Genomic DNA, 22046 nt, shown 5'->3' on the forward strand with positions numbered 1-22046 from the left:
GTTGCAGGCACAGACGCGGCCGCGCGCGCACGGCTCTGCTCAGCGAGTCGGCGCGCGCGTCGCGTGACGGGCGAGTCGGTCATGCCGACGGCCTACGCGGGTGCGATGCCAGGGTTGCCGCGGGGCGCGCGTTGGCGCCGGGGCTTCGCCGGCGGCTCTGAGTCGATACCGCCGTCCACTGCACCCTCGTTGACGGGCGCTTTCGTCGGGAACGCGATGGCCGGAATGTTCGACACCGGGCGCTTGTCGCTGGAGAGCCACTGCGGGCGCTCCGGCAGCTTCCGAACGTTCTTGAAGATCTCCACGAGCTCCGGCGCGTCGAGCGTCTCCTTCTCGAGGAGGGCGCCGGCGAGGTGGTCGAGGATGTCCCGGTTGTCGTTGAGCACCTGGTAGGCCTCGTCGTGCGCCTGTTCGAGCAGCACGCGGACTTCCGCGTCGACGGTCTCGGCGATGTTCTCCGAGTAGTCGCGCTGTGCGCCCATGTCGCGGCCGTAGAACGGCTCACCCGATCCCTGTCCGAGCTTGACGGAGCCGACCGCACGGCTCATGCCGTACTCGGTGACCATCTTGCGGGCGGTCCCGGTGGCCTTCTCGATGTCGTTCGAGGCGCCGGTCGTCGGATCGTGGAAGACGATCTCTTCGGCGACGCGACCGCCCATGGCGTAGGTGAGCTGGTCGAGCAGCTCGTTGCGCGTGACCGAGTACTTGTCCTCCAGCGGCAGCACCATGGTGTAACCGAGGGCGCGACCGCGCGGGAGGATCGTGATCTTGGTGACCGGATCGGTGTGACGCATCGCCGCTGCGGCCAGTGCGTGACCGCCCTCGTGGTACGCGGTGATCAGCTTTTCCTGGTCCGACATGATCCGCGTCCGGCGCTGCGGACCGGCCATCACGCGGTCCACGGCCTCGTCGAGCGCGCGGTTGTCGATGAGCTGTGCGTTCGACCGTGCGGTGAGCAGCGCGGCCTCATTGAGGACGTTCGCCAGGTCAGCGCCGGTGAACCCGGGGGTCTTCCGGGCGAGGAGGTCGAGGTCGACGCTCGCGGCGAGCGGCTTGCCCTTCGCATGGACCGCGAGGATCTGCCTGCGGCCATCGAGCGACGGCGCGTCGACGCCGATCTGCCGGTCGAATCGGCCCGGGCGCAGCAGCGCGGGATCGAGGACGTCCGGGCGGTTCGTCGCGGCGATGAGGATGACGTTCGTCTTGACGTCGAAGCCGTCCATCTCGACGAGCAGCTGGTTCAGGGTCTGCTCACGCTCGTCGTTACCGCCGCCGATACCGGCGCCACGGTGCCGACCCACGGCGTCGATCTCGTCGACGAAGATGATCGCTGGGGCGTTCTGCTTGGCCTGATCGAACAGGTCGCGCACGCGGCTTGCGCCGACGCCCACGAACATCTCGACGAAATCCGAGCCGGAGATGGAGAAGAAGGGGACCCCGGCCTCCCCCGCGACGGCACGCGCCAGCAGGGTCTTTCCGGTTCCGGGAGGACCGTACAGGAGCACGCCCTTCGGGATACGAGCGCCGACGGCCTGGAACTTCGCGGGCTCCTTGAGGAACTCCTTGATCTCCTGCAGCTCCTCGATGGCCTCGTCCGCACCGGCGACGTCGGCGAAGGTGACCTGCGGGTTCTCCTTGTTGTTCATCTTCGCGCGGGACTTGCCGAACTGCATGACCCGCGAGCCGCCGCCCTGGGCGCTCGACAGGATGAACCAGAAGATGATGCCGATCACGAGGAACGGAAGCAGGGTGACGAGCAGCGACACGAACCAGTTGGTCGTCGTGACGGTGTCGTTGTAGCCCTTGGGGAGGTTCGCCTTGTCAATCGCCGACACGACGTCCGGGCCGCGCGGGGTCGCGTAGTAGAACTGCTCGGTCTGGCCGCCGTTCTTCAGCACGAGGTCGACGCGCTGCTCGGTGGAGTTCACCGTGGCCGATGCGACCTTGCCCGTCGAAAGCTGCTCAAGACCCTTCTGGGTGGTGACCTGCGTGGTCCCCGAGGCGCTGATGACGCTCCAGCCGATCCAGATGCCGATGATCGCGATGATGACGTACAAATACGGCCCGCGGAGGATGCGCTTGAAATCCATGTGATCCGGGCGAGGAGCCCGACACCTTTCTCTGCCGACGATGCGTGTCGATCAGCATACGGCCGCGACTCTGTGGCTCGGGTGGATGTCCTCTGCGGGCGAACTCCATGAATTCCTCCTGCTCGGGCGAAGCGCCGCGACGCAGCGGCTCGGGCGAAGCGCCGCGGGGGGGGGGTGGAGCGGTCGCCGGCGGTCGGCGGGGCCGCTCAGGAGTACACGTGCGGTGCGAGCACGCCGACGCCGCGCAGATTGCGGTACCGCTCGGCGTAGTCCAGCCCGTACCCCACGACGAAGGCGTTCGGGATATCGAACCCGACGTACCGGACGTCGACGTGGACCTTCGCCGCCTCCGGCTTGCGGAGCAGCGCGACGATCTCGACACTCGCCGCGCCGCGCGACAGCAGGTTCTCCCGCAGCCAGGACAGCGTGAGCCCGGAGTCGATGATGTCCTCGACGATCAACACATCGCGTCCGTGGAGATCGGTGTCCAGGTCCTTCAGTATCCGGACCACACCCGACGACTTGGTGCCGGAGCCGTAGGACGACACCGCCATCCAGTCCATCGCGGCCGACATCTTCAGTTCGCGGGCGAAGTCCGCCATGACCATGACCGCGCCCTTCAGTACGCCGACGAGCAGCGGATCGCGGTCGGCATAGTCGGCCTCGACCGCGCGGGCAAGCTCGGCGATCTTCGCGTCGATCTGGTCGGCGGTGAGCAAGACCTCGGTCAGGTCATCCTGGACATCGGCGAGTTCCACGTTCCGTCCTTCACGCCTCAGGGGTGGCTGCGGTTCCGTCCACAGTACTGGCGAACAGGAGGCGCTCCCCCCGTCTCGAAACCATCACACCCGGGAGGTGGATCGGCCCCTGCCCCGACCAGTCGGTGACGAGCCGGCAGACCTCGAGTGTCTGCACGCGCGAGAGCACGATCCCGAACTCGCTCTCGACGGCGAGCCGGACCAGCCGCTGCCGGAGCGCGGCCGGATTCGCGGCCAGCCCCGACACCGACAGCGCGATACCGGCGTCCGCATGCTCGGCGAGATCCTCCGCCTGTTCCTCCGCGAATCGGTCGAGCGCCGACGCGTCCTCACGCAGTTGCTCAGCCGTTCGTGCCAGCGCGTCCGCCACGCCCGGCCCGAGCTCCCGCTCGAGCACCGGGAGCACCCGGTTCCGCACTCGAACACGGGTGAAGGCGGCGTCGTCGTTCTGCGGGTCCTCCCACGGTGCGAGCCCGGACGCCACGCACGCCGCCCGAGTCGCGGCGCGCCGGACGGCCAGCAGCGGACGGAGGTAGGTCGTGCCTCCCGCCCGGTGCACCGACGCCATACCCGAGAGGCTGTCCGGCCCGCTGCCCCGCGCGAGCCCGAGCAGAACCGTCTCCGCCTGATCGTCGAGCGTGTGACCGAGGAGGATCGCCGCGGACCCCGTCGCCGTCGCGGCATCGGCCAGCGCCCGGTACCGGGCATCACGTGCTGCGGCTTCAGGCCCGCCTTCCTGACCGACCTGCACGCGCCGCACCAGCACCGGGGCCAGCCCGAGCTCGGCCGCCTGTCTGGAGGCGCGACTCGCCACCGCCGCGGAGCCCACCTGGATCCCGTGGTCCACGATCACTGCGCCCGCGTGAAGCCCTTGCTTCGGCGCTTCGAAGGCAGCCGCGGCCGCGAGCGCGAGGGAGTCGGGGCCACCGCTCAGCGCAACGAGGACGGCGTCGCCATGCTGCAGGAGGCCGTCAGCGAGCGCATCGGCCAGCGCGGAACGGACCGCGAGCCGCACGGCGGCGACGGCGGGGTCGAGTCGTGGCCTCGGAGTCTCCACGCCAGTAACGTTATCGAGGCGTTCAATCATCGACACATCAGGAGTGCATATGGCCGCGTACGACGTCGTCATCGAGATCCCCAAGGGCAGCCGCAACAAGTACGAGGTCGACCACGAGACCGGTCGCGTGTTCCTCGACCGCGTGCTGTTCACGTCGTTCGTGTACCCGACCGACTACGGCTTCTTCGAGAACACCCTCGCCGATGACGGTGACCCGGTGGACGCGCTCGTCCTGCTCGAATACCCGCTGTTCCCGGGCGTGGGCGTCAAGGTGCGTCCGGTCGGCGTGTTCAAGATGAGCGACGAGGCCGGCAACGACGCGAAGATCATCTGCGTGCCCGCGAAGGACCCGCGCTGGCAGCACATCCAGGACATCGCCGACGTGCCCCAGGCGCAGCAGGACGAGATCGCGCACTTCTTCGAGCGGTACAAGGACCTCGAGCCGGGCAAGTTCGTCAAGGCCGAAGGGTGGGGCGACGCTGCCGAGGCCGAAGAGATCATCCAGGCAGGCCAGGCGGCCTACACGCCGTCGCACTGACCGACTGCAGGCGGCCCGGCTGCGCTGACACTGGGCCGCTGACCGGGTGCACCGGCTGCCCTTGCTTGCTCTGGCTGCCCTTGCTTGCCCTGGCAGTACCGGCCGTACCGGCTGCACCGGCTGGCTGCACCGGCTGCACCGGCTGGCTGCACCGGCTGCACTGCAGGCACGAGAAACGGCGCCCGCTTCCGTATGTGGAGGCGGGCGCCGTTTTCTCGGACGGACCGAAGCGACACCCGAAGTCGCGTTCGGTCCGGAGCTCAGAGCGACCCGGAGGGCCGCGCCACGTATGGCATGAGTTCGTTCGGCCACCAGATCGCGACCTCGCGCACCGGGGCGCTCGGGTTCGGCGCCTCGACCATTCGGCCGCTGCCGGTGTAGATCGCGTCGTGGTACTCGTTCGAGACAGTCCCGTCGGTGGAGTAGAACAGGATGTCCCCGGGGCGCGCGTCGGCGAGCGGCACGAGTCGACCGATCGCCGCGAAGTGGTCGTACTGCCACACCACGTTGTGGCCGCCGACCGCGATTCCCTGACTGCCGTACGCAGCCATGACGAGTCCGGAGCAGTCGAACGCGTTCGGGCCGGCAGCGCCGAAGACATACGGGTCGCCGATCTTGCTGCGGGCGTACGCGATCGCACCCGCCGCAGCGGAGCTCGACGAACCGGAGCCGACCGGGGCGGACTGCACGGGCGGCGGTGTCTGCACCGGTGCTGGCTGCGTCGGCTGCGTCTGCACGGGCGCGGTGGAGCGCGTCGGGGCGGGCTGCGCGGGGGGCGCGGGCTGCGCTGCGGCTGCGCCCGTCGTCTGCGTGCTGCCGCTCGAGGTGTTCGCGCTCGACGACCCGGCATTGCTCGCGATCGAGCTGCTCGTCCCCGACCCGGTGGAAGCCGAGCCGCCGCCGGCGCTACCTGCCGTCGAGCCGGTGGTGCCCGCGGTCGAGCCGCCACCGCTGCCGCCGCCGGCGAGCGTCGTGGTCTGCTGCGCCGAGCCCGTGCCCGACGACCCGCCGGACGCTGCGCCGCCGGACGTCTTCGACTTGACGGCGGCTGCGGCGAGCGCGGCTTGCGCTGCCTTGGCCTGCTGGTCGGCGAAGTATGCGGCCTCAGCCTGCGCAGTGCTGTTCTGCAGGTAGGCGAGTTGCGCGAACAGCGTGCCCTGCTGGGTCTGTGCTGCCGTGACCTGGGCCGATGCGGCGGACGCTGCCTGATTCGCGGCGGCGAGCGTCACCTTCGATTGCTCGCGGGCGTCTGCCAACGCGTGGTCGGCGAGCGTCGCCTGCTGCTGCAGGGCGTCGACCTGACGCTGATCGGCCTCCGCGGTGGCGAGGATGGTCGCCGACCGCTGCGACAGGTGCGCCATCGTTCCGACGCGGTACAGCAGGTCCGCGGACCCTTTCGCATCGGTGAGCATCGACACAGTGAGATCGCCGCCACCGGTCCGCGAGAGCTCGACGACGAGCGCCGCGACCTGACCGGCGGACTCCTTCGCCTTCTGCTTGGCAGCGTTCGACTGCTTCGTGAGGTCATCGACCTGCTGCTGCGCCTGCTGCTCCTTCGATGCCGCCAGGGAGTACGACTGGCCCGCCTGCTGCTCCGCGAGCGATGCCGTATTCGCGGCGTCCTGGAGGCTGACCAGGTCCTTCGTCAGCGCATCCACCTGCGATTGGGTCGCGGCCTGCGATGCCTTCGCTGCCTGCACATCGGCCCAGGACGGCGCCGTCGTCGCGGCGGCGCCCGGGATCGTGGTCGCGCCACTGCCGGGCGCGGCCACCGCGGGGGTGACGACGATCCCGCCGAGCCCGACGGACACGGCGACGACGGCGGTGACCCCGACGATGACGGGACGACGGTGTGGGCGGAGGCCGAGCCTCCCGACCGGTTTCCGGGTCATACCGACACTCCTCGCGCAGCCATGAATGGGACGGGATCGACGGCGGCGCCGTTCACCCGGGTCTCGAAGTGGAGGTGGCACCCGGTCGACCAACCGGTCGATCCGACGAGCGCGATCTGCTGTCCGGCGACGACATGCTGCCCCGCGGAGACAAGGAATCCGCCGTTGACGATGTGCCCGTACGCGGTCGAGATGCCGGCACCGTGATCGATGATGACCTCGTTGCCGTAGCCGCCGCCGTTCGCCGCGAACGTGACCGTTCCGCTCGCCGCGGCGACGATCGGCGCTCCGCAGCCCGGGGCGAGGTCAACGCCGGCGTGCAGCGCGTACTGGTGCGTGTACGGGTCGATGCGGTACCCGTATGGGCTCGACTGCACGCCGCCGGCGGGTCGCACCCATCCGGACGACTGGCTCACGACCGGGGGCGCAGGGGTGCTGCCGCTGCTTTGCGGCTTCGATGATGCGGTGTGACTCTGGGCCGCTGCGGCAGCGGCTGCGGCCCGGGCGGCTGCGGCTGCCTGCTGCGCGGCGGCCTGCTGCTGCGCGGCGCGTGCTGCGGCGGCGGCTCGGGCCTCCGCGGCGGCCTTCGCGATCGCGGCGGCACGGGCGGCGGCTTCGGCGCGGGCGACCTCGACGCCCTTCTCGTAGTTCGCCTGCACGTCGGTGGCGTTCGTCGTGAGCAACGTGAGCTGTGCCTGGAGGCGCTGCTCGTTGTCGTTCTGTGCGGACAGTGCCGTCTGCGCTGACGAGGCGGCACTCGTGGCAGCCTGCATCTTCTGCTGTGCAGCGTCCTTCAGGGTGCCGAGCTGGCGTTCCGCGACGGCGGCCTGATCGGAGAGCGACTGCGCGGCGTTCCGCTGTTCGACGGCCTGCTCGTACACGCCGTTCGACTGCTCCGTGAGCTTCGAGATCGCGCCGAGCTGATAGAGCATGTCGTTCGAGCTCGACGGGTGCGCCAGCAGCTGCGCAGTGACATTGGTTCCGGAGGCGCGGCTCAACTCCGCCGCCAACTGCCCGGCTCGCTCCTCTGCCCGCTTCGCCGAGGCTGCAGCGTCGTCGGCCTGCGCCTGCAAGGTGCGCTCGCGGAGCGCCTGCTCGTCGTACTGCGTCTGCGCGTTCTGGTACGCCTGGCCCGCCGCCTGCTCCGCCGCCTGGGTTGACTGCACATTGCTCTGGAGGCTTGAGATCAGTCCCTGGATCTCGCTCACCTTCGCCGCTTGTGCAGCCTGCGATGCCTTCGCCGCTTGCACGTCCGCCCAGCTCGGGTACGTCGTTGCGTTCGCCGGCGCCGCGGGACCGGCGATGGCTGCGGCTGTTCCTGCTCCAGTGCCGGCGAGGAGCGCGATCGCGAGCGCGAGAGCCAGGCGCGGGCGCGCGCGGCGGGCAGCAGGCTGCGGGAGGGCAGACTGCTGCGGAGCGCGAGCGGGTGCGTTCATTGGTCTCGGATTCGTGCGCAGTGCGGCTACAGGCCGGGGAATAACACTGGTAACAGACGCAACAGTAACAACAGGGCGAGCCGTCGGCTACCCCCGAACGGGGACCTCCGTGCGGAGGCGCGCCGGGGTTGCAGCGAGAATTCGGCTGGGTCGGTGCTCCCCCGACACGCCGACCCGCGCCTCCTGGACGGCTCGGTTTGTGGAACGCGGCGAGTCTCCCGTATGCTCTTCCCTCGGTAGCTGTGGAGCTCAGCTTGACGGCCCCATCGTTTAGTGGCCTAGGACACCGCCCTTTCACGGCGGCAGCACGGGTTCGAATCCCGTTGGGGTCACTGTCTCGCTGGGAGCCATGTGCTTCACAACAACTACCGGATCGGCCCAGGCTCGATCCGGACAACAGAACATGGCCCTGTAGCGCAGTTGGTTAGCGTGCCGCCCTGTCACGGCGGAGGTCGCGGGTTCAAGTCCCGTCAGGGTCGCTCCGGCGACAAGCCCTTCCGCTCGGAAGGGCTTTCGTCCAGGAAGGGCGCTTCGGCACCCGTCAGGCTCTGTAGCTCAGTTGGTAGAGCGTTCGACTGAAAATCGAAAGGTCACCGGATCGACGCCGGTCGGAGCCACCCGAAAAGGTCGCATTCCATCCAGGTCTCCCTCGGTAGTGGGAAGGACCGATCTAGTAGCCAGATCGGAATCTGAGTTCGGACGCAACTGCTCCCGACTCTGTGATCCTTCTCGACCACAGAAGCAGCCACGGACTTCTGATCTTCTCCGGCAAGTTAGGAACTCAGCGGGCGCCTGGCCAACGACGAGCGTCGGTTGCTTCAGGCTCGTCGGCTTCGTGACAGAGCTTGGCAACTGAGTCACTGCCTTCGGCCGCCGGCGCTTCTACGCATGACGTGATCGAAGACCGGTCCAGCGGGGACGGGCAGGAGTCGCCGAGAGACTCCATCAACAACCCATCAACAATCGCGGGTTCCGGAAACCCTTGAGAACATGCGGCTTCGACACGCTTGACTCGTTCGTAGCGGTTCCGCGATCAACGAACCGTCAACAATCATCGGTCTGGCTCCGCGAGGCCTGCGGCCCAGAACGGGATGTAGCGACGATTGCGTGGACCGGCGTTCTTGTCGTAGGCCACTACGAGGCCGCGGTCCAGCACCTCTTTGATCAGCCGAGATGCGACGGACTTGTTCTTCTCCTCGATGCCGAACCGCTGGCGGATCGAGCTGTTCGTCGTGGGTGGATCGAGTGTGCAAGCCATGCCCCGAGCGCTTCGTTGCCCTTCTTCGCACGCTCCGGGACGAACTTGGTTCCGACGATCTTGTGCGTACCATCCTCGACACCCCAAATTAGGTAGCCGAAGTCCTGCCCGTTGATCTTTGCCGAGTTCGACAGTGCGGAGATGCGCTCAGCGATCATCGCTGGGTCGGTGTTATTCAGCTTGAACTCGACCCATTCAACCTCTGCCGGCAACGATGTGAGCTGCGGGATGAGGTGAAGGAGCTGGTCACGCGAATGGATCATGTAACGCCTCCCGTCGCCTCCGAATCGAGCAACTAGCGTAGCGATCGGGGCTTACGGAACGACGGACGCCCCGCCGTGCGCATCGGCAAAAGTCATCGGCTTGGCCGAGGTGGGCGGAGCTCACCGGATCGGCGCAGGTCGAAGCGACTGCTGAAACTCCCGGGACACTGGGTTTTCAGTTGCCTCGCGAGTCGCTTGCGGGTGCCGCCGCAGCAGAGGAAGATTCCGCACCGTGAGCGATGGACTAACGGTCCGCGAGAGCACCCGCGATGTGCGGGGCACTGTGGACGCGCTCCGGGACGCGCTGGTGCGGCGCAAGGTCGAGATCTTTGCGGTCATCGACCACGCCGCTGGAGCCGCCTCGGTCGGGCTCGAGCTCGACCCCGAGGTGGTCGTCATCTTCGGGAATCCGGCTGTCGGAACCCGCTTGATGCAGGCGGACCCCCACGCCGGCATCGACCTGCCGCTCCGAATGCTCATCTGGCGACAGCAGGGCGTCACCTGGATCGCCTACGAAGACCCACACGCGCTCGCGGATCGGTTCGCGCTGCATGACAGCAGTGCGACGCTCGATGCGATGGGGCACCTGCTCGAGAGCCTCGCAGTCGAGGCAGCCTCGGCGTAGTGGCGAGAGGGTCGCGGCGCGAGGGTCGCGCCGCCGTACGACATGCCAACCGCGCATCGCGACAGGGCAAAAACCTGATTTCCCGCGCGTGTTCTATGCAGGAACCGGCCTCCCCGCCAATCGTCTGCGGCGTGTCGTCAGCCACAATGCCTGCGGCGCAAAACACGCACGGCGCGTCGCTCGAGCTCCGCCCTCCGCCCTCCGCCCTCCGCCCGGACTTCCGGGCGACGCGACCGGCGGCATGCCCCACCCGCACCCCCGGCACCATGTGCTTCGATGACCGAGTGAAGCTCAACGTCGACGTCACCGGGCACGGGCACCGGACGGCTGTGCTGCTGCACGGGATGATGGGCTCGGCGGAGAGCTGGTGGCGCGTCGCGCCGCTCCTTGTGGACAACGGCTACCGCGTGCTCGCGGTTGACCTTCCCGGACACGGTCTGTCCCCGCGAGACGGGACGATGACGCACCTGCGCGCCGCCGAATGGATTGCGGAAACCATCGCCGAGGAGTGCGGCACAACCCCAGATATCGCAGTCGGCCACTCGTACGGCGGCCTGATCCTCGCGGCGGCCGTGCACGCGAAGGTGCTCAGTCCGCGTCTCGCGATCTACGTCGATGCACCGTTCACGAGTCGAGGCGGCTGGGATCGCGACGAGCTCCTCGCGGCGTACGAAAGCGACCGGCGTGCGAGGACCTACGAGGGCCTGCGCGCATCCCGACCGCACTACAGCGATCAGGACTGCGTGGTGGAGGCGCGTGCCGCGAAACGCTTCGACCCTGCCACTGCGACCGCTCCCGCCACCGGGCCCGGAGCGACGTATCCGCCGGAACCAGGATCGATCGTTGTTCGCGCGGATCCAAGCAGCTATGTCGACGACGCGACCGCCGCCGAACTCCGGGCACGCGGGGTGATTGTCCGCAGCATTCCAGGAGCCGCGCACTCCATTTGGTACAGCAACTTTGACGAGTTCGTAGAGGCGCTTCCCGAGGTGTTCGCGCCGCAAAACCCTGAGTCAGTCATCGACTGAGCCGCCCCCTTTCACTCGCACTCGTCGATACCGCGCCACTTCGGCGGCACTGTCCGAGGAGCGCGTCTGCGTCGCATTTCCCCTTGTGCGCTCTTCGAATGTTCTTAGGCTGCTCATAAGCAACGGTTTCGTTTTCTTAATCGAAAGTTTCGAAGCCGGGGAGATGACTACACAAAGGAGTTCTTCATGTCCCTCCGTCGTACACTCGTCCTCGGCGCCGTCGGCGTCGTGGGCGCATGTTCGCTCCTGATGGGCCCGACCAGCGCATTCGCGGATCCAGGGGGGTCCTCCAGCGGTGCGCCCGTCGGCACCCACACCGACTCGCTGCGTGACCTCGGCGCGAACGTCGGACTCCGCGTTGGCACCGCGGTGAACCCGACAGAGCTCTCGAGCAGCACCTACAGCAGTCTCATCGCAAACCAGTTCTCGGTCGTGACGCCCGAGAACGAGATGAAGTGGCAAGTCGTCGAGCCAACCCAAGGCCAGTACAACTGGGGCCCGGCGGACAAGCTCGTTGCGTTCGCGCAGGCACACCATGAGCTCGTTCGCGGTCACACACTGCTGTGGCAGAACCAGCTCCCGACCTGGCTTACGGACGGCGTCGACAACGGCACGATCTCGAACGACCAGCTTCGTGCCCTGTTGAAGAAGCACATTCAAGACGAGGTGTCCCATTTCAGGGGCAAGATCTGGCAGTGGGATGTCGTCAACGAGGCATTCACGAACCCGTGGGACCCCGAGTGGAACGGCGCGCCCGCACCGGGCCACTTCTGGGTCGATCACCTCGGCGCGGGGATCCTCGCCGATGCATTCCGTTGGGCCCACGAGGCCGACCCGCAGGCGCTGCTGTTCTACAACGACTACGCGATCGAAGACGTCAACGCGAAGAGCACTGCCGTCCTTAACTGGGCCGAGCAGTTGCGTGCCGAGGGCGTGCCGATCGACGGCGTGGGCTTCCAAACGCACCTCGACACGCAATACGGCGTGCCGACCGACTTCACGCAGGACATGCAGCGCTTCGCAGCAGCGGGTCTGAAGGTCGCGATCACCGAGGCTGATGTGCGCACATTCACCGAGCCGAGCAGCGTGAACACGCCAACGGATCCGAACGCGGTCGCGGTGCAGAACGCGGCCTGGAAGCAGAGCATCGACACGTGCTTGGCCGTCCGCTCATGCATCTCATTCACGGCGTGGGGCGTCTCAGACGACCAGTCCTGGGTTCCCTCGACATTCTCCAGCCCGCAGGAGGGGGCAGCGCTCCTGTACGACTCCAACCTCAACCCGAAGCCCGAGTACTTCGTCGTTCAGCACGAACTTGCCACGACGAACGCCGCGCATCGGACGGGGGTCGGCGCCGGACGCTCATGACCGACTGATGTGAGTCATGCCTGTGAATTCCGACGTACACGGGCCGCTCGCAATCAAACACTGCGGGGAGGATCGCACTGCGGTCCTCCCCGCATCCGTTGTCGTCTCCGAGCGACTCCCCGCTACAGACCCGCTCAGTTCGCGTCGGGAAAGGCGAGCTCGCCCGTGACGTACTGCGCCCGTTCGAACCCGAAGGACCAGTCCTCGGGCTTGTTCTCGATATAGCTGACAAAGGTGCCTTCGGGACGCACGTCCACAGCCTCCAGACCGGCGTTGATCGCTGCGAAGAGCTCCTGCTTCGCCGCTTGGCTGCGGCCCTGCTGGGTGAAGATCTGGATCATCACGACGCCGTCCGAACGCTCGAACCCCAACCCTGCGTCCTCGGCGACGATGTTCGACGCTGCATGCTCGGTGATGATCTGGAAATGATCGCGCTCTGGGATTCCGTAGGTGGAGACGAGCGCCGCGTGGATCGCGTCACCGATACCCCGAACCTGGTCGGGCTCTCGGCCGGCAATCAGATCGATACGGACAAGTGGCATGACGGAATCCCTTCGGGGCCGGGGCAGATGAGGAGGACGGTACGCGGGGCCGTTGGCACCCAAGTGGCAGGCCCGTCCCCCGCTCAGACCGGCGTCACGGCGGCGTGCAAACCGACCAAACCTGCCGCCGCGGCCCGACCGGGCGAGCAGCGGCAAGCCGAAGGAACCGCCCGAGCCCGAACGAAAGAGCGCTCTAGCGAAAGAGCGCTCTAGCGCATGCGGGGCGCGCCAGTCGACGCTCGGACGATCAAACTGGTCGCCAAGTCGACGCGCGCTACCGCCTGCGTCGACGGGCTGCTGGGGTTCGCTGGCGTCAACAGCATCTGGGTGGCGACGGCGCCCATTTCAGTAATCGGCTGGCGAATCGTCGTCATCGCAGGGACGGCCCAGCGAGCCTCGGGAACGTCGTCGAACCCGACCACGCTGACGTCGCCCGGGATCTCGAGCCCCAGGCGGGCCGCCGCGTCATATACGCCGACCGCCATCACGTCGGAACAGGCGAATACCGCGGTCGGTGGCGACGATGCTTCGAGCGCCCGAAACGCCGCCGAAGCGGCGAGCTCCCGATCCCAATCTGCATGAACGACCTCGCACCGACCCAGACCGGCAGACGTGAGGGCTGACCGGAACCCGTCGACTCGAGCGCGGCTATACAAGTGACCGCGTTCCCCCGCGATCACCGTGAAGCGCCGATGCCCGAGCCCGAGAAGGTGTTCGGCGGCGGCTCTGCCGCCATCCCAGTTGGTGACGCCGACACGGGAAACGTCGGACTGCGGCTCGCTCATCGGCGTCACAAGGACGACTCGCCGCCGCGCGCCCTCGAGCGTCGCGAGTTGACTCGATGTTGGGTCGACGAGCACGACGATCGCCCCGCGAGAGGGTCGGCGGAGCAACCGCGTGACCCAGTCGCGCCCCTCGCGCACTATCGTGATCACGACGTCGAGATTTGCTTCGGTTGCTACGTGCTCGACACCGGTCAGCACACCGTTCGCCCATGTTCCATGCACGTGGTTCATCACGAGGTCGATGAGCGGAGCCGGGTCCTCCTCCGCCCCCGCATGAGCGCTCCGTGAGTACCCGACATGCCGGACCGCATCCATAACCCGGGTCCGCATCATCGGCGACACGTCGGTGCCGCCGCGCAAGACCTTGGACACCGTGGGCACCGATGTACCTGCAGTGCGCGCGACATCGGCCAGCGTCGCACGCGCTTTGGGAGGCTCCCCTCCGTTCATGCAAGCAGCCTAGTCGATCAGCACATTGCGCAAGTGCTCATCAACCATTCTTCCGCTGTGCTCTATTCGGTGCCATTATTGCGGTCACACGGGCAGCCGTCGCCTTCGACTTGCGCAATCTTTGCCGGAGGAGCCGATAGGACCCGTCGTATTCAACGAAGAATGCGCCGGCAGCGCCGGCTCGAAGGTGGGGACCAAGAGATGTCGAACGAACACCTGTCGGGAACAGTCACCCGTCGAGGACTCCTGGCGGGCGCCAGCGGCCTTGCGCTCGCAGCGGCACTTGCTGGATGCTCCGGTCAGCGATCGGCATCCGGTGCGCTGAAGTTCTGGAACATGCCATGGGGAGGGACGACGTTCGCGCCCCTCGATAAAAAGATCACCCTCGCATACAAGCCCGCGAGCGGCATGCCCGCCGCCACCTATCAGTCGATCCAGTGGTCAAACTTCACCGCGACATTCGCGTCGGCGGTGGCATCGAAGACCGGCCCTGCGGTGAGCAGCGGGAGCGGGACGCAGGCGTTCCAATTCGCGCGTCAAGGCAACATCGCGTATGCGGACGGGCTCCTGGACTCGTGGAAATCAAACGGCCTGTACGACGACTTCCTGCCTGGCGTGCTCGAGAGCATGAAGACGAGCAAGGGGTACGTCGCCGTGCCGTACAACCTCGACATGCGGGTGCTGTGGTATCGCAAATCGCTGCTCGAGAAGGCGGGCGTCACGCCGCCGACCGACTGGCAGAGCTACCTCGACGCCTGTCAGGCACTGAAGAGCATCGGCGTCTACGGATTCGGAGCCGCATCCGGCGCTCAAGGCAACGCTTTTCAGTCCATCGTCGGATTGATGATCAACAACGGCGGCGGGATCTTCGACGCGGCGCAGAAGCCGAACTGCGTCACATCGACGAACATCGAAGCCCTCGACTTCGTGGTCGAGCTTGTGAAGAAGGGCTACATGGATCCGGGCACGCTGGGGTACTCGACAACGAACGAGTATTCGCAGTGGAAGGTCGGCAAGTTCGGCATGGGCTGGGAGGGTCCGGGCCTTGCGCAGAACGTCGGGGGTGACGCCGCGTCGGACATGATCGTGGCGGATCCGATCGTGGGCGCTCAGGGAAAGAAGGGCGGGATCTATTTCCCGAACAACATCATGATGTACACGAACACCCCGAGTCAGAAGGACTCGGAGGCGTTCATGACCTACTACTTCAAGAACATGGCACCGTTGTGGACCCAGAACACGGGGATCGGCCTCCCGGTGCTCAAATCGATCGCCTCGACCTCGGCAGTCACGTCCGATCCGAACAACGTGACGATGATTGAAAAGTGGCAGCCCATCTGCAAGACCTGGGCCGCCCCCGGCGGCAATGCGCTCTTCGCGAATGTCTCCCTCGTCGACAGCACGCCCGCAATGACGACCTTTGCGCAAAGCCTCCTCTCACTGAAAGCGACGCCGAAGGAAGCGCTGACCACACTGCAGACGACGCTGCAGAGCGAGTGGAAGTAGCGACGCGCTGAACTCGCGCGGTGGCCGCGCGCCGCGATGCCCGCTCAGACCGGCGTCGCCGCGGCGTGCAACCGCGCGAGATCGCGATAGCGCCGCGCGTTGTCACGACACGCGGCGATCTCCTCGGGCGTGAGCGCACGGCGGACCTTCGCGGGGACGCCGGCGACGAGCGATCCTGGAGGAACGCGCATCCCCTCCGGGACCAGCGCGTTCGCCGCAACGAGCGACCCCTCGCCGACCACTGCGCCGTTCAGCACCGTCGCATTCATTCCCACGAGCACGCCATCCTCGATCGTGCACCCGTGCAGCACGGCGCCGTGCCCCACGCTGACATCCGCGCCGAGCGCAGCAGCAAACCCAGGGTCAGCGTGCACGACGGCGGTGTCTTGCACGTTCGTCCCCGCACCAACGGAAATGGTCTCCGTGTCCGCGCGGAGGACCGCGCCGTAAAAGATGCTCGCTCCGGCGCCCAGGGTCACGGAGCCGATGACCGACGCGGACGGCGCGACCCACGCCTCCGGATCGATGGCGGGAACGCGGTCAGCAAGGCGGTAGCAGGTCATGCCCGCGATTGTCCTCGCTGACTACCACCTGAGGGCAGTGCGACACCTCGTGCCGCCTCGGAGATGCTCGCGTAAACATTCCCTTGACAGGTGAGGGCCTGTAAACGCACTCTTGACGCATGACGCGATCGAGCTCCGAGCGCGCGGCGCTTCACGCGGACCTCATCGAGCACGTACACGCGCTCGATCCGAACCGCTCGCCACTCACTCCCCCCGCCTATCTCGACCAGGTGCGCACCGCGCACCGCGTGCAGGACCTCGCCGCCCGCGTACTCGACGCGTGCGTGCAGGACGCACGCGACGCCGGACACACCTGGCAAGAGATCGGCGACGTGCTCGGCGTCACCCGCCAGGCCGCATTCCAGCGGTTCGGCAAACCCATCGATCCGAGAACGGGACAACCCATGGACAAGACAGTCACGATGCAGAACGCCGGAGAGCGGGCCACACAGATCGTCCGAGATGTCCTCGACGGCAACATGGCGGAGGCGCGAAAATCCTTCAACCCCCAAGTGCTCGCGGCATTCACCGACGAGGTTCGCGGCGATGGACTCGCCACCGTCGCCGGCCTCGTCGGCGCCTTTGACGGCTTCGCCGACACCGAACCGTTCGTGCGACGCATCGGGGACCAAACGGTCGTGGACGTCCCCCTGCGCTACGAAGCGAGCGATATGAAAGCCCGCGTCACCTTTGACGCGAACGAACAGGTCGCGGGGCTCTTCATCCTCGCTCCGGAGGCGCCGTAGCTCGGAGCGAACGCACGCGCCCGCAGCAAGAACCAAAAGGACGAACGTCCTTGCGTCAGATAGTTCTAGCTGATCTAGAATAAGTCCATGTTCGTGCTCATCGATCCCGGCGCCCCAGTGCCGGTGTTCGCGCAGATCGCCGAGACGATCGCGACGCAGATCGCGACGGGCGCGCTCGCAACGGGGACGCGCCTCCCGGCCGCCCGCGAGCTGGCGAACACGATCGGCGTGAATGTGCACACGGTGCTCCGCGCCTACCAGCAGCTCCGCGACGACGGCCAGGTCGAACTCCGACGCGGGCGCGGCGCGATCGTGACCGGTGCGCGAACCGCGGACCGCGTCCGAGACCTCGTCGCGGCCGCCGCGGCGGAAGCGAAGGCGAACGGCATCCCCATCGGCACGCTGCTCGCACTGGTTCGGAAGGAGTACGACGCATGAGATCACGTTCTGTCGTGGATCACGACCACGCATACCGGGCCGCCATCGTGGCGACCATCTGGATCCCGACCGCAATCGTCGTGGCGTCGGAGATCATCGTTCTCCTCGTCGGCTCCGCAGCCCCCGGTGGACGGCTGATCACCCACTGGGGTCCGGGCGCGGTCAGAACCGGCCCCTGGTGGACGTACGCCGTCATCGTCGCCGCGATCGGCTTCCCCGTCATCGCGCTCATGGGCTTCTTCACCCTGCGCGCGACCCGCATGGCGGGGCGAAACGCGTGGATGCCCGCGATCGCCATCGCCGTGACGGTGTTCCACTGCCTCGGTCTCGGCGTCGGGCCGGTCCTCGTGAACGCCCCACCGCTCGCGCCGGCCCTCCCGCTGATCGGCGGCATCGTGCTCGGGATCGCGAGCGGCGTGCTGACCTGGTGGCTCCTGCCGACCGAGCCGTCCACGGCCAGCCTCGGCGTGGCGGGCCAGGCGATTCCGGTCAAGAACGGCGAGATCGCAGCCTGGACCGGCAGCGTCGAGCTTCCGGCGGCGTTCATCGCCGTCGTCGCTGGTGTCGCGGCAGCGATCGTCGCGACGGGGCTCTCCCTGCTCGTGATCACCGGTCGTCCGCACGTCTGGCCGATCTTCATCGCGCCCATCCTCATCGTCACCGTGCTCGTCCTCACCGGGCGGTTCCGCGTGAGCGCTGGACCAGCCGGCTTCTCGGCGCGATCGGTGCTCGGCTGGCCGCGCATGGTCGTCCCCGCGTCCGATCTGGCGGAGGCGAGGGTTGTGCAGGTCGACCCGATCGCCGACTTCGGCGGCTGGGGCGTCCGGTTCGCGATCGGCCCGCAGGGCAGGAGCCGCCGCGGCATCGTGATGCGACGGGGGCTCGCGATCGAGGTGTTCCGCCGCGATGGCCGCTCCATCGTCGTCACCGTCGATGACGCCGCAACCGCCGCCGCGGTCCTCGAGACCTACGCCCGCAGCCGCACTTGACAGACGGTGGTGGGCAGCGAGTGCCCTGGCGTCCGCGCCGCACGTCCGCAAGGATGATCGAATGACGGATGCTCACGGGGACGCCCCCGACTCGGGGACGGCGCACGCCTCGGCGTCCACCAGCACGGCTGACGATCCGGCACAGCAATCCGCGCCTCCCGCCTCGATCTGGCGCAACGCACCGTTCATGCGGCTCTGGTCGGGCGAGACCGCGAGCGCGATCGGCGATCAGCTCGCCGGTCTGGCGATCCCGACACTCGCTGTCACCGTCCTCGCAGCGAGCACCTTCCAGGTCGGCTTGCTCAACGCGATGGAGACGCTCGCGTTCCTCGTGATCGGCCTGCCGGCGGGCGCCTGGGTCGACCGGATGCGGAAGCGACGCGTCATGCTCACCGCCGACCTCGTCCGCGCAGTCCTCCTCGCCACGATCCCCGCGGCGTGGTTGCTCGGGGTGCTCACGATCTGGCAGCTCATCGTCGTGGCCGCGCTGGTCGGCGGAGCGACCGTGTTCTTCGACGTCGCGTACCAGAGCTATCCGCCGATGATCCTGCCCGGCGCCCTGATCGGGCGCGCAAACGGCGCGCTCGAGTCGTCCCAGCAGGTGGCCCGCGTGGGAGGCCCGGCCGCGTCCGGCGCGCTCCTCGCCATCCTGCGCCCCGCGTTCGTCATCGGGATCGATGCGCTGAGCTTCTTCGCGTCATTTCTCGCGATCTCGTCGATCCGCGACGACGAGCAGGTGCGCGCTGTCGAGGACCGACGCCCCCTCGTCGTCGAGATTCGCGAAGGGCTCGCGTTCGTGTTCCGTCAGCCGCTGCTCGTGCGCATCGTCATCTGCACCGCGGGCTCGAATCTGTTCAGCGCCTTCGTGTTCACGATGCTGCCGATTCTCGTCCTTCGGCATCTCGCGCTCGGGACGACCGTCTGGGGCGTGGCGACCAGTGTCGGCGCGGTCGGCGGTCTCATCGGGGCGACCACGGCCTCCCGGTTCGCCGGCTGGATCGGCGAGGGGCGGGCGATCCCAGTGTCGGCGATCGTGTTCGGCGTCGGAACGCTCGGCTTCGCGCTCCCCGCGCTCGCGCCGGTCGCCGCGGTTCCGCTGCTGATCGCCGCGGAGTTCGTGATGAGTTGGAGCGTCCTCGTCTACAACATCACGCAGCTCACGTACCGGCAGCGCATCTGTCCGACGCCGCTGCTCGGGCGGATGAACGCGTCGATCCGGTTCATCATCTGGGGTGTGATGCCGATCGGCGGCTTCGTCTCAGGCATCCTCGGCGGCTCGATCGGCGTCGAGGCGACGATCTGGGTCGGCGGGATCGGCGGACTGCTGTTCGCCGCGCCGGTGGTGTTCTCGCCGCTGCTCACGATGCGGGAGCTGCCGACGGAGGCGACGCGCGCCTCCTGACCGGGAGGAGGCGGGATCGGCCGGATCGGTCGACCCGGCCGTCCCGGAGGCGGATAAAGCAGGCTCAGCCGAGCGATCGGATTGCGTCCGCGAGTGCGTCGGCCGCCAGCTGGATCTCGTCGTCGGTCACGACGAGGGGTGGAGCGAACCGGATCGTCGAGCCGTGCGTGTCTTTCACGAGCACACCGCGCTCCATCATCGCGAGCGACACATCACGACCACTACCGAGCGACGGGTCGATGTCGATCCCAGCCCAGAGGCCCGCGATGCGATGCCCGACGACCCCGTTTCCGACGAGCGGTTCGAGGGCGGACCGGAGCACGGCCTCCCCGGCGGCGGCACGCGCTTGGAACGTGCCCTCCTCGAGGATCGCCACCACCTCGGTTCCCACCGCGGCGGCGAGCGGGTTGCCGCCGAACGTCGAACCGTGCTCGCCCGGACGGAGCACGCCGAGCACGGACGCGGAGCCGACCACTGCGGAGACGGGGACGATCCCGCCACCGAGCGCTTTGCCGAGCGTCATCAGGTCGGGCCGGACGCCGACGCGCGTCGTCTCGAACGTCGCGCCGGTTCGACCGAGTCCCGACTGGATCTCGTCTGCGATGAACAGCGCGCCGAACCGGTCGCAGACCGCGCGAACGGCAGCCAGGTAGTCGGCCGGAGGGATGACGACGCCGGCCTCTCCCTGGATCGGTTCGAGCAGCACCGCGACGACGGTGTCGTCCATCGCTGCTTCGAGCGCCTCGGCGTCGCCATACGGGACACTCCGGAACCCTGGCGTGAACGGCCCGAAGTCGTCGCGGGCGACGGGATCGTCGGAGAACGAGACGATGGTCGTGGTCCGGCCGTGGAAGTTGCCGTTCGCGACGACGATCGTGGCACGGTCGGCGGGCACGCCCTTGACCCGGTATCCCCACGCACGGCTCACCTTGATCGCGGACTCGACCGCTTCGGCGCCGGTGTTCATCGGCAGCATCATGTCCATGCCCGCGAGCGCCGTGAGCCGCTCCGCGAACGGACCGAGCCGGTCGTTGACGAACGCGCGACTGGTCAGGGTCACCCGGTCGAGCTGGTCGCGGGCAGCGGCCAGGAGGCGCGGGTTGCCGTGACCGAAATTCACCGCCGAGTAGGCGGCCAGCCCGTCCAAGTACCGGCGACCGTCGATGTCGGTGAGCCATGCCCCGTCAGCGGACGCGACGACGACCGGGAGCGGCTTGTAGTTGTGCGCGAGTGCGTGGTCCTCTGCGGCGAGCGCAGCGACGGTCGCTGCGGACCCCGCGATCGATCCTCCGGAAGCGCCAGCGCCAGCGCCAGCGGTTCGCGAAGCGGCGTGTACGGCGGTCATCGCTGCTCCTGCCGGCGCGAGGTTCCCGTTCCGATCGGGTGCAGGTCGAGCGTGCAGCACTTGACGCCACCGCCGCCGAGCAGCAGCTCGGACAGGTCGACGCCGATCGGGTTGTAGCCGCGCTCGCGGAGCTGCTCGGCGAACGTCGTCGCCCGGGCGGCGATGACGACGTTGTATCCGTCGCTGTAGGAGTTGAGACCGAGGATCGCCGCGTCCTCCTCCGTCGCGAGGATCGCGTCCGGGAACCGCTCGCGGAGGATCGCGAGCGACGGCTCGTCGAACGCGGACTCGAGATACGCGATGTTCGCGACACCGTCGACGGGCTCCGGATCGAGGACCGCGACCGCGGTGTCGAGGTGGTAGAAGCTCGGGTTGATGAGCTTCAGCGTGACGACCTCCCGGCCGTAGATGCGGGCGATCTCCTCATGCGAGGTGCTGTCGGACCGGAATCCGGTGCCGGCGAGGATCACATCGCCGACGAGCAGGAAGTCACCCTCGCCCTCGTTCGTCTCCGCGGGTTCGGCGACCTCGAGGCCGGCGCCACGGAACCAGTCCATGTAGGCGGGACCCTCGGGCTGGCGCTCCGGGTACTGGAACTTGGCGCCGTATGCGATCCCGTCGAGCACGAAACCGCCGTTCGCGGCGTACACCATGTCGGGCAGCCCCTCGATCGGGTCGATGAGCTCGATGTCGTAGCCGAGTTCCCGGTACACGTCGTACAGGCGCTGCCATTGCTGCACCGCTTTCGACGTGTCCGTCGGCGCTTCCGGATGCATCCATGGGTTGATGCGGTAGCTCACCGTGTAGAAGGTCGGCTTGCACATGAGGATCGTGCGCTTGGTGGCCGTGCGATCGGCGACGGCGTCGGGGGCTGCGATGGGAGTGGACACTCTGAGACGTCTCCTGAACCGGGGCCCGAGCCTGCCAGGGAACCGCCGCTGGAGATGCGAGGTGAGGTGCAGGCTCA

Annotated in this window: 20 protein-coding genes and 3 tRNA genes; 12 read left to right on the top strand and 11 right to left on the bottom strand. The window is 67.7% G+C overall.

Features of this window, described 5'->3' with window-relative positions:
• Positions 1–92 precede the first annotated feature (92 nt).
• The 3 genes from ftsH to tilS form a co-directional block, all read right to left on the bottom strand.
• Positions 93–2090 (bottom strand): ATP-dependent zinc metalloprotease FtsH, encoded by a 1998-nt coding sequence (ftsH, locus tag CAM01S_RS04635; RefSeq protein ID WP_066517189.1) that lies wholly within the window; start codon positions 2088–2090, stop codon positions 93–95.
• A 206-nt stretch (positions 2091–2296) separates the two neighbouring features.
• The gene (hpt, locus tag CAM01S_RS04640) at positions 2297–2848 is read right to left on the bottom strand and encodes a hypoxanthine phosphoribosyltransferase (RefSeq protein WP_066517191.1); all 552 of its coding nucleotides are present in this window, start codon (positions 2846–2848) and stop codon (positions 2297–2299) included.
• A gap of 10 nt (positions 2849–2858) precedes the next feature.
• Positions 2859–3905 carry a tRNA lysidine(34) synthetase TilS gene (gene tilS / locus CAM01S_RS04645; RefSeq protein WP_245631537.1) on the bottom strand — a complete coding sequence of 349 codons (1047 nt, stop codon included), beginning with the start codon at positions 3903–3905 and terminating at the stop codon, positions 2859–2861.
• Positions 3906–3954: 49 nt separating this feature from the next.
• On the opposite strand from tilS, the gene CAM01S_RS04650 reads away from it, so the two are divergent.
• Positions 3955–4443 (top strand): inorganic diphosphatase, encoded by a 489-nt coding sequence (locus tag CAM01S_RS04650; protein WP_066517193.1) that lies wholly within the window; start codon positions 3955–3957, stop codon positions 4441–4443.
• A 260-nt stretch (positions 4444–4703) separates the two neighbouring features.
• Here CAM01S_RS04650 and CAM01S_RS04655 read toward each other — a convergent pair whose 3' ends face one another.
• Together CAM01S_RS04655 and CAM01S_RS04660 are read right to left on the bottom strand one after the other, a co-directional pair.
• Positions 4704–6335, bottom strand: a complete 1632-nt coding sequence (locus tag CAM01S_RS04655; protein ID WP_066517195.1) for a C40 family peptidase — start codon at positions 6333–6335, stop codon at positions 4704–4706.
• Positions 6332–7771: a M23 family metallopeptidase gene (locus CAM01S_RS04660; protein ID WP_066517196.1), complete on the bottom strand. Its 1440-nt coding sequence runs from the start codon at positions 7769–7771 to the stop codon at positions 6332–6334. Before CAM01S_RS04660 ends, CAM01S_RS04655 begins: the two co-directional genes overlap by 4 nt.
• Before the next feature lie 259 nt (positions 7772–8030).
• Here CAM01S_RS04660 and CAM01S_RS04665 point away from each other — a divergent pair.
• From CAM01S_RS04665 to CAM01S_RS04675, 3 genes are all read left to right on the top strand, one after another.
• Positions 8031–8103, top strand: a tRNA-Glu gene (locus CAM01S_RS04665).
• 73 nt (positions 8104–8176) lie between these two features.
• Positions 8177–8250 (top strand) — tRNA-Asp (locus CAM01S_RS04670).
• Positions 8251–8315: 65 nt separating this feature from the next.
• A tRNA-Phe gene (locus CAM01S_RS04675) sits at positions 8316–8388 on the top strand.
• A gap of 547 nt (positions 8389–8935) precedes the next feature.
• Here CAM01S_RS04675 and CAM01S_RS04680 read toward each other — a convergent pair.
• A complete protein-coding gene (locus CAM01S_RS04680; RefSeq protein ID WP_066517197.1) occupies positions 8936–9292 on the bottom strand; it encodes an AlbA family DNA-binding domain-containing protein in 357 nt (118 codons plus the stop codon).
• Positions 9293–9524: 232 nt separating this feature from the next.
• Between CAM01S_RS04680 and CAM01S_RS04685 the strand changes: the two genes are divergently transcribed.
• From CAM01S_RS04685 to CAM01S_RS04695, 3 genes are all read left to right on the top strand, one after another.
• A complete protein-coding gene (locus CAM01S_RS04685; protein ID WP_066517200.1) occupies positions 9525–9917 on the top strand; it encodes a DUF302 domain-containing protein in 393 nt (130 codons plus the stop codon).
• A gap of 284 nt (positions 9918–10201) precedes the next feature.
• A complete protein-coding gene (locus tag CAM01S_RS04690) occupies positions 10202–10945 on the top strand; it encodes an alpha/beta fold hydrolase (RefSeq protein WP_066517201.1) in 744 nt (247 codons plus the stop codon).
• A gap of 186 nt (positions 10946–11131) precedes the next feature.
• A complete protein-coding gene (locus CAM01S_RS04695; protein WP_066517202.1) occupies positions 11132–12313 on the top strand; it encodes an endo-1,4-beta-xylanase in 1182 nt (393 codons plus the stop codon).
• A 134-nt stretch (positions 12314–12447) separates the two neighbouring features.
• Here the strand turns inward: CAM01S_RS04695 and CAM01S_RS04700 are convergent, their stop codons facing one another.
• Together CAM01S_RS04700 and CAM01S_RS04705 are read right to left on the bottom strand one after the other, a co-directional pair.
• Entirely contained in the window at positions 12448–12855 is a 408-nt protein-coding gene (locus tag CAM01S_RS04700; RefSeq protein WP_066517205.1) for a tautomerase family protein, read from the bottom strand.
• Positions 12856–13064: 209 nt separating this feature from the next.
• Positions 13065–14090, bottom strand: coding sequence for a LacI family DNA-binding transcriptional regulator (locus tag CAM01S_RS04705; RefSeq protein ID WP_066517211.1), 1026 nt, complete (start codon positions 14088–14090; stop codon positions 13065–13067).
• A gap of 201 nt (positions 14091–14291) precedes the next feature.
• On the opposite strand from CAM01S_RS04705, the gene CAM01S_RS04710 reads away from it, so the two are divergent.
• Positions 14292–15596, top strand: a complete 1305-nt coding sequence (locus tag CAM01S_RS04710) for an ABC transporter substrate-binding protein (RefSeq protein WP_066517214.1) — start codon at positions 14292–14294, stop codon at positions 15594–15596.
• Positions 15597–15640: 44 nt separating this feature from the next.
• Here the strand turns inward: CAM01S_RS04710 and CAM01S_RS04715 are convergent, their stop codons facing one another.
• On the bottom strand, positions 15641–16159 hold the full coding sequence (locus tag CAM01S_RS04715) for a gamma carbonic anhydrase family protein (protein ID WP_066517215.1): 519 nt from the start codon (positions 16157–16159) through the stop codon (positions 15641–15643).
• A 119-nt stretch (positions 16160–16278) separates the two neighbouring features.
• Between CAM01S_RS04715 and CAM01S_RS04720 the strand changes: the two genes are divergently transcribed.
• From CAM01S_RS04720 to CAM01S_RS04735, 4 genes are all read left to right on the top strand, one after another.
• On the top strand, positions 16279–16905 hold the full coding sequence (locus tag CAM01S_RS04720) for a DUF3887 domain-containing protein (RefSeq protein ID WP_066517216.1): 627 nt from the start codon (positions 16279–16281) through the stop codon (positions 16903–16905).
• 87 nt (positions 16906–16992) lie between these two features.
• A complete protein-coding gene (locus CAM01S_RS04725) occupies positions 16993–17343 on the top strand; it encodes a GntR family transcriptional regulator (protein WP_066517217.1) in 351 nt (116 codons plus the stop codon).
• Positions 17340–18332: a hypothetical protein gene (locus CAM01S_RS04730; RefSeq protein ID WP_157071428.1), complete on the top strand. Its 993-nt coding sequence runs from the start codon at positions 17340–17342 to the stop codon at positions 18330–18332. Before CAM01S_RS04725 ends, CAM01S_RS04730 begins: the two co-directional genes overlap by 4 nt.
• A 61-nt stretch (positions 18333–18393) precedes the next feature.
• Positions 18394–19734: an MFS transporter gene (locus CAM01S_RS04735; RefSeq protein ID WP_083527767.1), complete on the top strand. Its 1341-nt coding sequence runs from the start codon at positions 18394–18396 to the stop codon at positions 19732–19734.
• Between the two features lie 64 nt (positions 19735–19798).
• Here the strand turns inward: CAM01S_RS04735 and rocD are convergent, their stop codons facing one another.
• Positions 19799–21079 (bottom strand): ornithine--oxo-acid transaminase, encoded by a 1281-nt coding sequence (gene rocD, locus CAM01S_RS04740; protein WP_083527768.1) that lies wholly within the window; start codon positions 21077–21079, stop codon positions 19799–19801.
• Positions 21076–21969 carry a dimethylargininase gene (gene ddaH / locus CAM01S_RS04745; protein WP_066517220.1) on the bottom strand — a complete coding sequence of 298 codons (894 nt, stop codon included), beginning with the start codon at positions 21967–21969 and terminating at the stop codon, positions 21076–21078. Before ddaH ends, rocD begins: the two co-directional genes overlap by 4 nt.
• Between the last annotated feature and the right edge of the window lie 77 nt (positions 21970–22046).

Source organism: Curtobacterium ammoniigenes NBRC 101786, from assembly GCF_001571045.1.
GTDB lineage: Bacteria > Actinomycetota > Actinomycetes > Actinomycetales > Microbacteriaceae > Curtobacterium > Curtobacterium ammoniigenes.

Excerpts from the sequence above, each read along its gene's own strand:
- CAM01S_RS04710 (WP_066517214.1), top strand. The coding sequence starts at position 14,292 with ATGTCGAACGAACACCTGTCGGGAACAGTCACCCGTCGAGGACTCCTG.
- CAM01S_RS04730 (WP_157071428.1), top strand. The coding sequence starts at position 17,340 with ATGAGATCACGTTCTGTCGTGGATCACGACCACGCATACCGGGCCGCC.
- CAM01S_RS04650 (WP_066517193.1), top strand. The coding sequence starts at position 3,955 with ATGGCCGCGTACGACGTCGTCATCGAGATCCCCAAGGGCAGCCGCAAC.
- CAM01S_RS04655 (WP_066517195.1), bottom strand. The coding sequence starts at position 6,335 with ATGACCCGGAAACCGGTCGGGAGGCTCGGCCTCCGCCCACACCGTCGT.
- CAM01S_RS04735 (WP_083527767.1), top strand. The coding sequence starts at position 18,394 with ATGACGGATGCTCACGGGGACGCCCCCGACTCGGGGACGGCGCACGCC.
- CAM01S_RS04660 (WP_066517196.1), bottom strand. The coding sequence starts at position 7,771 with ATGAACGCACCCGCTCGCGCTCCGCAGCAGTCTGCCCTCCCGCAGCCT.
- CAM01S_RS04695 (WP_066517202.1), top strand. The coding sequence starts at position 11,132 with ATGTCCCTCCGTCGTACACTCGTCCTCGGCGCCGTCGGCGTCGTGGGC.
- CAM01S_RS04700 (WP_066517205.1), bottom strand. The coding sequence starts at position 12,855 with ATGCCACTTGTCCGTATCGATCTGATTGCCGGCCGAGAGCCCGACCAG.
- CAM01S_RS04680 (WP_066517197.1), bottom strand. The coding sequence starts at position 9,292 with ATGATCCATTCGCGTGACCAGCTCCTTCACCTCATCCCGCAGCTCACA.
- CAM01S_RS04715 (WP_066517215.1), bottom strand. The coding sequence starts at position 16,159 with ATGACCTGCTACCGCCTTGCTGACCGCGTTCCCGCCATCGATCCGGAG.
- CAM01S_RS04720 (WP_066517216.1), top strand. The coding sequence starts at position 16,279 with ATGACGCGATCGAGCTCCGAGCGCGCGGCGCTTCACGCGGACCTCATC.
- CAM01S_RS04725 (WP_066517217.1), top strand. The coding sequence starts at position 16,993 with ATGTTCGTGCTCATCGATCCCGGCGCCCCAGTGCCGGTGTTCGCGCAG.
- ftsH (WP_066517189.1), bottom strand. The coding sequence starts at position 2,090 with ATGGATTTCAAGCGCATCCTCCGCGGGCCGTATTTGTACGTCATCATC.
- rocD (WP_083527768.1), bottom strand. The coding sequence starts at position 21,079 with ATGACCGCCGTACACGCCGCTTCGCGAACCGCTGGCGCTGGCGCTGGC.
- CAM01S_RS04705 (WP_066517211.1), bottom strand. The coding sequence starts at position 14,090 with ATGAACGGAGGGGAGCCTCCCAAAGCGCGTGCGACGCTGGCCGATGTC.